Origin of the sequence: Streptomyces sp. ISL-66, from assembly GCF_018614135.1 — a bacterium.
In the GTDB taxonomy this organism is placed as follows: Bacteria; Actinomycetota; Actinomycetes; order Streptomycetales; family Streptomycetaceae; genus Streptomyces.
Genome location: NZ_JAGGOW010000042.1, coordinates 27587 through 38170, shown reverse-complemented (window position 1 = coordinate 38170; position 10584 = coordinate 27587). Strand labels below are relative to the sequence as shown.

7 protein-coding genes and 2 pseudogenes are annotated in these 10584 nt (G+C 68.9%); 2 read left to right on the top strand and 7 right to left on the bottom strand.

The genetic code is table 11. The annotated features are described in order from the left end of the window. Positions 1 to 69 precede the first annotated feature (69 nt). Positions 70 to 1250 (top strand): IS3 family transposase gene (locus tag J7E97_RS10030; RefSeq protein WP_215024604.1). Its coding sequence is split into 2 segments (ribosomal slippage): positions 70 to 337 and positions 337 to 1250, totalling 1182 coding nucleotides; the frame shifts between segments, so codons are not numbered across the junction. A gap of 125 nt (positions 1251 to 1375) precedes the next feature. Continuing rightward, positions 1376 to 1990, top strand: a complete 615-nt coding sequence (xerC, locus tag J7E97_RS10025; protein WP_251054187.1) for a tyrosine recombinase XerC — start codon at positions 1376 to 1378, stop codon at positions 1988 to 1990. 692 nt (positions 1991 to 2682) lie between these two features. Here xerC and J7E97_RS10020 read toward each other — a convergent pair. The 7 genes and pseudogenes from J7E97_RS10020 to J7E97_RS36965 form a co-directional block, all read right to left on the bottom strand. Next, positions 2683 to 2964 carry a hypothetical protein gene (locus J7E97_RS10020; protein ID WP_215024600.1) on the bottom strand — a complete coding sequence of 94 codons (282 nt, stop codon included), beginning with the start codon at positions 2962 to 2964 and terminating at the stop codon, positions 2683 to 2685. Beyond that, positions 2919 to 3119: pseudogene (locus tag J7E97_RS35670) on the bottom strand (transposase); the annotation flags it as partial. The pseudogene J7E97_RS35670 and the gene J7E97_RS10020, both read right to left, overlap by 46 nt. Before the next feature lie 339 nt (positions 3120 to 3458). After that, positions 3459 to 3887, bottom strand: a complete 429-nt coding sequence (locus tag J7E97_RS10015) for a hypothetical protein (protein WP_215024597.1) — start codon at positions 3885 to 3887, stop codon at positions 3459 to 3461. Further along, complete coding sequence (locus J7E97_RS10010) at positions 3884 to 8635, bottom strand: putative T7SS-secreted protein (protein WP_215024595.1); 4752 nt, start codon at positions 8633 to 8635, stop codon at positions 3884 to 3886. Before J7E97_RS10010 ends, J7E97_RS10015 begins: the two co-directional genes overlap by 4 nt. Continuing rightward, positions 8635 to 9279, bottom strand: coding sequence for a hypothetical protein (locus J7E97_RS10005; protein ID WP_215024593.1), 645 nt, complete (start codon positions 9277 to 9279; stop codon positions 8635 to 8637). Before J7E97_RS10005 ends, J7E97_RS10010 begins: the two co-directional genes overlap by 1 nt. Further along, positions 9276 to 9830, bottom strand: coding sequence for an SseB family protein (locus J7E97_RS10000; protein ID WP_308346449.1), 555 nt, complete (start codon positions 9828 to 9830; stop codon positions 9276 to 9278). Before J7E97_RS10000 ends, J7E97_RS10005 begins: the two co-directional genes overlap by 4 nt. A gap of 565 nt (positions 9831 to 10395) precedes the next feature. Then, a pseudogene (locus tag J7E97_RS36965) lies at positions 10396 to 10551 on the bottom strand (IS5/IS1182 family transposase); the annotation flags it as partial. Positions 10552 to 10584 lie beyond the last annotated feature (33 nt).

Below are 10584 nucleotides of genomic sequence, written 5' to 3'. Positions count from 1 at the left end.
GGGCGTTCCCCCTTGATCGTGGACACCCTGATCATTGGATCGTGAGGATCCATAGGACAGGAGTTCCCGTTGGGGACGTCGAAGTACTCGCCTGAGTTCCGGGCCGATGCTGTCGCGCTGTACCACTCGAGCCCGGGTGGTACGTACGCGTCGGTGGCCAAGGACGTGGGCATCAACCACGAGACGCTCCGCACCTGGGTGCGGGACGCGGAGCAGGCCGCCCGCCCTGGAGCGGTGGAGGCCACCGCGATGGAGCAGGAGAACCGGCAGCTGCGGGCGCGGGTGAAGGAACTCGAGCTCGAGCGGGAGATCCTGCGGAGGGCCGCGAAGTATTTTGCGGGCGAGACCAGCTGGTGAGCAGCCGCTTTCAGTTTGTCGATGATCATCGTGGCGTCTTCGGCGTCAAGCGGCTGTGCCGGATTCTGCGGGTCTCGCGGTCGGGTTTCTACCGGCACCTGGCCGGCGCGGACGCGCGGGCTGCCCGGGTTCGGGCCGATGCCGAGCTCGCCGCAGACATGATGCGGATCCACCGGGAGTCGGATGGCACCTACGGGGTCCCGCGGGTCACCGCGGAGCTCAGGGAAGCCGGCATGCCGGTCAATCACAAGCGTGTCGAACGCGTCATGCGCGCGTTCGGCATCGTCGGGCTCCACCTGCGCAAGAAGGTTCGCACCACGGTTCCCGAGCCGTCTGCGACACCGGTGCCAGACCTGCTGCTGCGCGATTTCACCGCCGGGACTCCGAACACCAGATACGTGGGTGACATCACGTATCTGCCTGTCGGAGGCGGCCAGTTCCTGTATCTGGCGACGGTGTTGGATCTGTGCTCGAAGCGGCTGGCGGGCTGGTCGATCTCCGACCACATGCGAACCTCGCTGGTCACCGACGCGCTCAAGGCCGCTGCCGCGGCCAGAGGCGCCGACGGACTGCGCGGTGCAATATTCCACAGCGACAACGGCGCCCAATACGTCTCAAAAGAGTTCGCCCAGGTCTGTGAGGAGCTCGGCGTAACCAGATCACGCGGCGCGGTGGGCACCAGTGCCGACAACGCCGCCGCGGAAAGCCTCAACGCGACCATGAAACGCGAGACACTCCAGGGCCGGAAACGATGGGACGGCGCCCGTGAGGCCCGCCTCGCCGTCTTCCGGTGGGCGACCCGCTACAACACCCGCCGTCGGCATTCCAGTCTCGGCCAGATCAGCCCCATCACCTACGAACAACGATCAACTACGCTGACCACCGCCGCATAGCAACCGGTGTCCACCATCAAGGGGAAGCCCCCGCCCTCGGACTCCATTGGGACGACGTCCACCTTGCCCAGGGCGTCTTCTAAGTGCGCTGCACCCTCTCCGCGATCGACAACAACCACCTCGTCATGACCACACCGAAGACCCGGTCGAGCCGCGGCTGGGTCGCCATCTCGCCCCGTGTCGCCACAGCCCTCCGGCACCGCGCGCAAACAATGCCTCGAACCCGCGGCAATCCTGACGATCCGTTCGCCGGGCTGGTCTTCTGCCGAACCGACGGCCGTCCGCTCGGCCCACACCAGGTCCTGGACCGCCTCCGCCAGTTGTCTGAAGAAGCTGGCGTCCCGCGGATCTCGGTGCACGACCTGCGTCACCTGGCCGCCACCATCACCATCACCGCCGGCGTCCCCCTCACCGTGGTATCCAAGACGCTGCGGCACTCCACCCTGTCGACGACCGCCAACATCTACAGCCACCGCACCCAGCAGGCAGCCCGTGAAGCCGTCGACACCATCGACCACACCCTCACCGGAGCCGAGAACGCCAGCCACCAAACGGACCACATGGCGTGGCTGCGACCACCACGCGACCACATCCACCGGCTGCGCGAAGCCCTCCGCCAACTCCGCTCCCCCGCCATGCCCGCCTTCAGCGCCACCGCGAACCAGCCCCGACCCGGGCTTGCGACCACACTGCGACCACCATGGCTCCGGACGCACGAAAGGCCGTCCTCTCACGGATGAGAGAACGACCTCCGACCTGCATGAAGCAAAGTCGGGACGACAGGATTTGAACCTGCGACCCCTTGACCCCCAGATCGATGGGTCGGAGGAAATTTCGTAACATATGCCTCAATCTGAGGGCGCACAGGGTGCACATCCGTACCTGCCGTGCACCCACCGACGTGGGCGCTGGTCCCCAACTGGTCCCCAAGGGGCGCCACCTGGCCCTCGGGCCCGCCCCCGTCACAGACGGGCGCCCGGTGAAGGCGGCTCAGGGAGCGGGGTGACGCCGCGTCCGTTCGGCTCGGCGTCGCAGGTCGAGGATTACCTCATACCAACGACGGGAGCCGTCCCAGTCGCAGTCCTCGTGCCCGCCGGGCTCCCAATCCGCGAGCTCGTCCAGCTGCGTGATCAGGGCATCTGGTTCGACAGAGCGCGGTAGGTGCGATCGTCGTAGAGCTGGCCGGCCTCACCACGCCCTCCAGGAGGTTGACCGCCAAGCCACGGCCTGTCTCTCGTTGCCGGTCTTCTGCGCGGCGAGGCTCTGGGTTCGCCAGCCCGGTGCTGCTGGTCCATGGGGGGTGGCAGGATGCTCGGTCATGGCAACGAGAGATGGCAGCGATGAGGCATACGTCGTTGGGTTGTGCGAGCGGATCCTCGGGCAGAACGCCCTGACGCAGCACAGGTTCGACTGGCTGCTCGGAGATCCAGGATCAGGCGGCCGACGAGTCCAACTGCCGGTCGACGCCTACTGGCCGGGCCATCAGCTGGTGATTGAGTACCGCGAACTGCAGCACGACCAGCCGATGCCCCACTTTGACAAGCCGAGTCGCCTCACCGTCTGCGGTGTCCACCGCGGCGAGCGGCGCGCCCTGTACGACGCCCGGCACGATGAGCAGATCCCCGCGCACGGGCTGCGCATGGTCCTCGTCCGCCCCGCCGACCTGAATCCTGCGGCGGCCCACCGGGCCATGAAGCCCCAGGCCGTTCGCCATGGCGGGAGGTGCGCTGGCAGGGCCCCCTTCGCAGCGGTGGTGTTTCTCGGGCTGGCCTCCGGTGGCCGTTTTCGCAGGCCGGGACGGGGCAGTAGGGGCTCGATCAGGGCCCACTCGGCGTCGGCGGTGTCCGAGGGACAGCGGCGGCGGCGCATCATCGATGAAGCCGCTGACTGGATGATCCGAACATGAATACTGGCCCGGAGAGGTTCCGGCCAAGTGCTGCAGGTCAGGCGGAGGTGGCGGTGCTGATGGTAGAGGCAAGGGCAGCAGCTGAGGTCACAGCCAGTCGGTAGGCCCGTGCCGGGGTGGTCGCCCCCCTTGCTCTTTGACAAGAGGTCGCCGACGGTAAACCGGGCACAGCGGTACGAGAGCCCCTCCACGCGGTGGAGGGGCTCTCGTACCTGAGGAACTTGGTGCTCTCAGCGCATTCGCCGGGGCTCGGGCGTGCGCCATGGAACACCCCGCACGCGTCGGCCGTGTCCGCTGTTGTCCTACGAAGCAGGTCCCGCGCCGCCGGCCACGTGGAAGCCGAGGGCGCCCGATGCGGCGATGGAGAGCTCCACCAGCGCCACCCGCTCCACGGAGGGTACGGCGAACGCGTGCGCGCCCGCGAATTCGACGAACTCCGCCGGAAGGTCGAGGTTGTAGCGCTCGACGTACGCGGAGAGGTCCACCCGCCACACGAAGCGCCCGTCGGTCAGCAGGGACGAGCCGCCAGGCACCCGGAAAGCGCCCCCGATCACGTCGGACGTCATCTCCATGATGTCGAAGATGGGATGCCCGTCATCGAGGTACTGCTTGACCTCGGCCTTCGGATAGGGCGCCCGGTCCCGCACCTTGTCGCCGATGGTCTCGCGGAAGACTTCGCCGTTCTCCGGGTCCATTTCCCGGTAGAAGCCGATCATGTCCATCCGGTTCATCCTTCCAGCATGGGGAGGAACACCCTCCAGTAGCCGCCCTTGTCGATCTGTGGTGTTTGCCCGGGGCCGAGCGCCGGGTTGGTACCGACGCGGTCCGTCGGCGCGCGCACCGTGGTTCCGAGTTCGTTCGCGATGCGCTGGGCGATCCAGGAACCGTCCGAGCCCGAGTGGCACACCATGAGCCGGAGAGGTCCGCCATTGTAGTGTGGATTGTTCGTCACGGCGTCCACCAGCTGACCGGCGTTGACGTGGCCGTTGGGGGTCTCCAGCCAGCCGTCCCGGCTGCCGTGCGCCACTACGTCGTGTTCGCCGGCGTTTGCCACGTTGTTGAAGTTGCGCACGCTCTGCCCGTCGGCGCCGACCAGCGTTCCCGTCGGCCCGTGGGTCACCGGATCGCCCGCGGGAATCCGGTTGTCCTCCATGTAGTCCATCCCGCCGTGGCAGGGGGACAGCCCCAGAGGGTCGCTCAGGCGGTGCGGATTGCCGACGTACGCGACGGGGTTGGGCGCCGGGGTGATGCCGAGCGGGTCGGGGGAGGCGTAGCGTCCCGACTCCGGGTCGTAGTAGCGGAACCGGTTGTAGTGCAGCCCCGTCTCGGGGTCGAAGTACTGCCCGGGGAAGCGGAACGGCGTGTAGGCGGTGCTCGACGCCGCCCACGCGGTGGAGCCCCACACGGTGCTGCGGGTGTGCCAGGCCAGCCGGCCAGCCTCGTCGACGAGTTCGCGGGGGGTGCCGATGAGGTCGGTGATGATCGAGAAGAACCGCTCGTCGACCGCCTTCTGAGGGGAGTCCGCCGTGAACCGGCGCTCGGTCTGGGTGAGGGGGCGCACCCCCTGGTGGTCCCAGGTCAGGGTGACGCGGTCGGCCGCCGGCTGCCCGTGGATGGTCTGCTCGCAGAGCGTGTCGCCGTCCCAGGTGAACGTGATGTACTCCAGGACGGTGCCGTCCGCGGCGAGCTGCTCCTTGGACATGCGCCGGCCGAGCGCGTCGTAACGGTAGCGCCACCGGCTCCCGTCGGGAGTGGCGACGGCGGTCAGCCGGTTGTCGGCATCCCACGTGTAGTGCCAGGTGTCCGGCTTGCGCGACAGCCGTGTGCGCTGCCGCAGGGTCGTGCGGCCCAGCGCGTCGTACTCGTAGCGGACCCGGCCCGCCCGCATGAGGGCCGTGCCGCTGTAGGCGCGGCTGCCGGTGGCCTCCTGCCCCGGGTGGGCCGCCGGCCAGGAGGCCTCGGTCTGGTTGCCCGCCTCATCGTAGGCGTACCGCTCGCTCCACTGGGCGGCGTCGACGGCCGTGACCCGGCCCGCGGGATCGAGTGCGAACGCTTGGAGGCCGGCCAGCCGGTCGCGGATGCCGGTGAGGTGGCCGTCGGCGCGGTAGCTGTAATCGCGCCGCTGGATGCTCCGGCCGCCGGAGATGACCTCCTGGCCGCTGAGCCGGTCGACGCTATCGAACTCAGAGACGAGGAGGGTGGTGCCGCCGATGCGGCGGGCGATCTCGCGGCCCGCCGCGTCGTGTTCGAAGGCAAGGGCGCGGCCGGAGGTGTTGAGCGAGGTCCGCCGGCCCGCCGCGTCGTAGGCTCGCGTGCTGACCGCGCCGGTCGGAGTGCTGCGGCTGACGCGCCGGCCGAGCTCGTCGTACGCGTACGACACGGTGCGGCCGTCGACGCTCTCGGACAGCAGCCGGCCGTGCCGGTCCCGTACGAACGTGATCGTGGCGTCGCCGTTCACGGCCTCCGCGAGCTGGTCGGAGAAGTCGTACGCGAACGTGCTGACGGCCCCGTCGGCGTCCTTGGAGACCAGGCGGTCGAGATCGTCCCACTCATAACGCAGGGTCCGGCCCGAGGCATCGGTCCGGGAGGTGATCCGGCCGACGGCATCGCGCTCATAGCTGAGCAGCCGGTCGTCGAAGTCCGTCTCGGAGACGAGGCGGCCGGCGCCGTCATACACGTAGTCCCAGGTCGCCCCCTGCGGGCTGCGCACCCGGGTGAGCCGGAGGTCGTGGTCGTAGGTGAACTCGTGGCGCACGCCGTCGTACCCGGTCCGGGCAGCCATGAGGTCGAAATGGGTGTACTCAAAGCGGGAGACCGCGCCCATCGCGTTCGTGTGGGTGAGGCAGTTGCCCTCGCCGTCGTACGTCCACGACTCCTCGCTGCCGTCCGCCAGGACGCGGCGGGCGGGCCGGCCCTCCGGCGTCCAACGGACCCGGGTCGTATGGCCGAGGGCGTCGGTCAGGGCGGTCGGGCGGCCGAACGCGTCCCGGGTTGTCCGTATCGTCGCCCCTAGCGGGTCGGTGACCGAGACGGGGAGTCCGGCCGCGTTGGTGGCGACGCGGGTCGTGTTCCCGCGGGCGTCGGTGATGCCGGTCAGCCGGCCGGCGTCGTCGTACGTGTATCGGGTGGTGGACCCGGAGGGGTCGGTGACGCTCGTACGGTTGCCGCGCGCGTCGTACTCCATGCGGATGCTCGTCCGGTCCGCATTGACCATCCGGATCGGGAGCCCGAGCGCGTTGTACTCTGCCGTCGCCTCGCGGCCGTCGGCGCGCACCGTCGCGATGAGCCGCCCCATCGCGTCGTACGTGTAGCGGTGGGTGCGGCCGAGAGCGTCGGTCCGGCTCAGCAGCCGGTTGTACCGGTCGCGTTCGAAGCGGGTGACCGCGCCGAGGGGATCGGTCTCCTCGACGATCTGGTGGGCGTCGTTGACGACGTAGCGGTGGACGGCCCCGCCGCGGGTGGTCGTGGTGGTGACGCGCAGGCCGGCCCCGGGGGCGGGTCCGTCGTAGTCGATGCGCAGTGCGACGTGCCCCTCGACACCGCCCTCGGCGACGCACCGGTCCAGGGCGTCGTAGACGTAGTCGTAGCGGCTGCCGTTGGTATCGGTCCACGACGTGATGCGGGTCAGCTCGTCGTAGGCGAAGCTCAGGGGCAGGCCGGAGGAGTTGGTGACGGAGGTGAGGTTCCCGTCGCCGTAGCCGTACCGCAGGATCTCCTGGTCCGTGCCGTCCTCGGCGGCGCCGGACAGGTGCAGGGCGGTGATCCTGCCGCCGCCGGTGGTGAGCTTCAGGTGGTAGCCGCCGTGGTGCACGATGGACGCCGGTGCGCCGGCCTCGTCGTACTCGAAGGCGATCCAGTTGCCGTTGCGGTCGTCGAGCTGGGCGAGGAGGGCCAGGTCCCCGTCCGGGCGGGTGGCGAAGTGCCGGACCTGGCCGGCGTCCGGGTCGGTGACGGTGTAATCGCCCTGCACATCGCGATCGAGCGGCCAGCGTGGGCCGTGGCTCGGCAGGACCGGAACACCGGGAGCGGGGTGCGGGTAGGACAGCAGCATGCCGTCCTCGCAGACGAATACGACGCCCGCGGAGTCGATCTCGAGGCGCTGGTCCGCGGTGGAGGCCCAGGAGGGGCCGAACCAGCGTCCGGCCCGGTAGTCCGACGCGGCGCGGCGTCGGAAGACCAGCGGGAGCGTGCCGGGCAGGACGATGTCCGTCTGCGGCAGGAACATCGCCCCTGTCGCGAGGTCGATGGGGTCGGTGGCCCCGCTCTCGACGGCGTTCGGAGGACGAGAGGTCTTGGCGGCGTCCGCGTCGACCGACTTGCGGGCACCCGACTTCGCGAGGTCGTCCATGCCGGTGCGCATGCCGGCGCGGATGCCGCCGCGGAGCACGCCGGCGCCCTTGGTGCCGATGAGTTCGGGGACGAGGCGGCCGAGGAACTCGGCGGGGTCGCCCTTGGCGGCGTCCCAGGCGTTCTTCAGGGCGCGGTCGGGGTTGGCTGCGGTGGAGACGAGCCCGGCGAGGGTCATGTTGAGGTTCTTGTAGTACTCGGCCGGATGGGTGAGGTTGTACGGGTCGGCCGGGTTCACTGACCGTACGAAGTTGACCAGCCCTGCGGTGCCCTTGACGATGCCGCCGCCGAAGTGGGCCAGTTCCACGCCTTGGCCGAAGGCGTAGTCGGCGAGTTCGAGTTTGGCCTTCTCCCGGCCGGTTGGTTCCTTCGGGGCGTGGGCCATGGCGGCGGTGACCGCGGCCTTGGCGGTGTCGGCGGCTTCCCTGCGGGCGCTGCGGGCGGCTTTGAGGATCTCCTGGGCGCGCTGGCGCTTGGCCTGGGTGAGGTCGGTGAATTCGGCAGGGCGGGGGAGAGGGTTGTCGCTGTTGCGGGCGTCGTTGTAGGCGTCGACCTTCTTGTTGTGGGCGTCGGCGGCGGTCTTGTAGTCCGCTTGCGCCTCCTTGTAGAGGTCGATGGCCTCGCGTGCCTTGCCCTGCGCGGTGGTGACTGCTGTCGCGTACGTTTCCAGGGCCTTGGCGGCGTTCTCGAAGGCATCGGCGGCGTGCAGCCAGTCGGTGGGCAGGGTCTGGAAGTTCTCGCGGAAGCTGTTGGCGGCCTCGCCCTTCCAGTGCGCGGAGTCCAGCTTCTTCATGCCGGCGCCGACTAGGTCGAACGCGTTCTGGAAGTCGCGGAGGTTCTTGACCGACTCGGCGATCTTGGACGGGTTGCCGTGGATGAGTTCGTTGGGCTCCTCGGTCTGCCCGAGCTGCTGCTCGCCGACCTCGGCGCCGAGTGAGGAGGCGGTTTCGTCGCCCCAGTCCTCGACGCTGTCGGCCCAGTCCTCGGCGCCTACCTTCTCCAGGCCCCAGCCGACGGCGTCGGTGGTCTTGTCGATGCCCTGGCCGACGAGCTCCTTGCCCTTGTCGATGCCCTTGTCGACGAAGTCGATGCCCTTGTCGAGGCCCTTGCCCAGGTCGTCCCAGCTCACCATCAGCGCTCACCCCACCGCGGCTGTTCGGCCTGCTCAACGGCACCTTGGGAGGGATCGAACGTATCGAGCATCTCCTGATCCACCCTGCCGCGCACCGACGGGTCGATCAGGCCGCTGCGCTGCATGGAATCCAGTTGTGCGTCCATGACATCGTAGCCGGTGTCCTTCCAGGTCTGCTTGACCTCTTGGTGGGCCTGCGTAAACGATTCGGCGCTGTAGTCCGGATTGTCGAACATCGTCTGCTTGCTGATTTTGTCCCAGCTCATCTGCTTGACCTCGTCCTCGGTCAGGTGCGGGTTCCCGTTGACCGAGTTCACCGCGATCTTGAACGAGTCCTTCACGTACTGCTCCTGCTCCGCGTACGCACCGGCCGACAGGCCCACGCCCCGTGCGAAGCCGTTCCCGCGGAGCGTCAGTGCCCGTACGCCCCACTCCCAGCGCTCGCAGAACGTCTTGAACTCCGCTGTCAGCCCGGCATCCCCCAACTCCAGCCCCGACAGGGCCAGCCCGGAGAAACCCCGGCCGGCCGTCGCCTGGCCGATCACGCCAAGGTCCTTCAGCTCGGAATGCGCCAGATTGATCCCGCTCGCGATCTCCGCCAGCGCCTGGGCCGGGGCCTCCAGGCCGGGTTCCCCACCACTCATCGCTCCCCCTCCAGGTCAACAGCGACCGCATCGGGCACGACACCGCGGACTGGCGGGAACAACATGCCACCCTCACTGCCCGCGTCCAGCGCGACCCCGCCGGGGCCCGGAAGCATAGGCACCATCACGTCCAACAACCGCGCACCGAGCACCGTCCGGTACGCCCACTCCCGGTCCGCATCCCCCCGCGCCCGCGCGAAGGCGGCCAACGCCTCCTCGTCGGAGAACGCGCAGATCCACCGCACCCCGTTCAGGTCCGCAGTCCACAGGCTGTCCTGCTCGTCGAAGGGCACCAGCACGGCCGTTTGCCGGAACTCACCCAGCAGCACGGCGAACTCCCGTCGCCTGGCGTCCGCCCTGTCGACCTCGGCTTGCGGTCGCGGTCGTACGGGGGCCGGCGCCTGCTCAGGGACTGCATCGCTCCGCGGAGCTTCGGCTCTGGCCGGCGGCGACCCTCCTGCTGCCGGGTTGCGCGTGTCAAGCGGCGCTGCCAAATCGGTCAGTCTCAGGCGCCCGTTCGGTGAAGGTATGTGCTCCCCGTTGTCATTCACCGTTCGAATACTGCCATGTGGATCTTCCCATCTGCGACGAGGTTCGAGGCCAGCGCAGTCGCCGAGCCTTGAGTGAGGGAGGACACAAGTAACCGCTGGAGCATGGAGCACCGACGCCGTCCGCGCCGCTGGCAAACTCCTCGTCGACCACCGCTTCGAGGGGATCTACGGCACCTGGTGGGACGGCGTCGTCACCGCCGACGGCAAGGAGATGCTGGCCCGGTCGGTCGACCGCTACCTGCGCTTCGAACAGGGGCTGCCGACGGAGAGCAGTTCTTGACTGGTTCCGAACACGCCCACCGTCATGAGCACCACACCAACCACGACCACGCTCTCCACGACCACAGTCACCACCAGGCCGACAGGGGTCGCCTGGAGCACGGCCGCGCGGGCAACGCCACACTGCCTGACCGGCTGCGGGACCGGCTGCGTGATTGGCGAGCTGCTCGGCAAGGTCCGGTCACCGCACTCCACCGGGGCAACAGCGGCTCCGTCGCCGCGTCGGTCGACCTGGCTTTGCTCTTTGGGTACCCGCCGACCGTCCGCCGCGTCCTACGGACCGCCCGCGGCCTGAACCAGGCGGTGAGCGTGGCGCCGACGACTGACCTCCTGTCGATCGCCGTCTCGAAATCTCCACCTTCACCAGCTTCTCGAACCGGCCCATCCGCAAGCCGGTGAACGTCTCCACCCACAACGACTCAGTCCGCAACACCCCACCCATGCAGTAGGAATGCCCCATCACGGACGTTCTGCA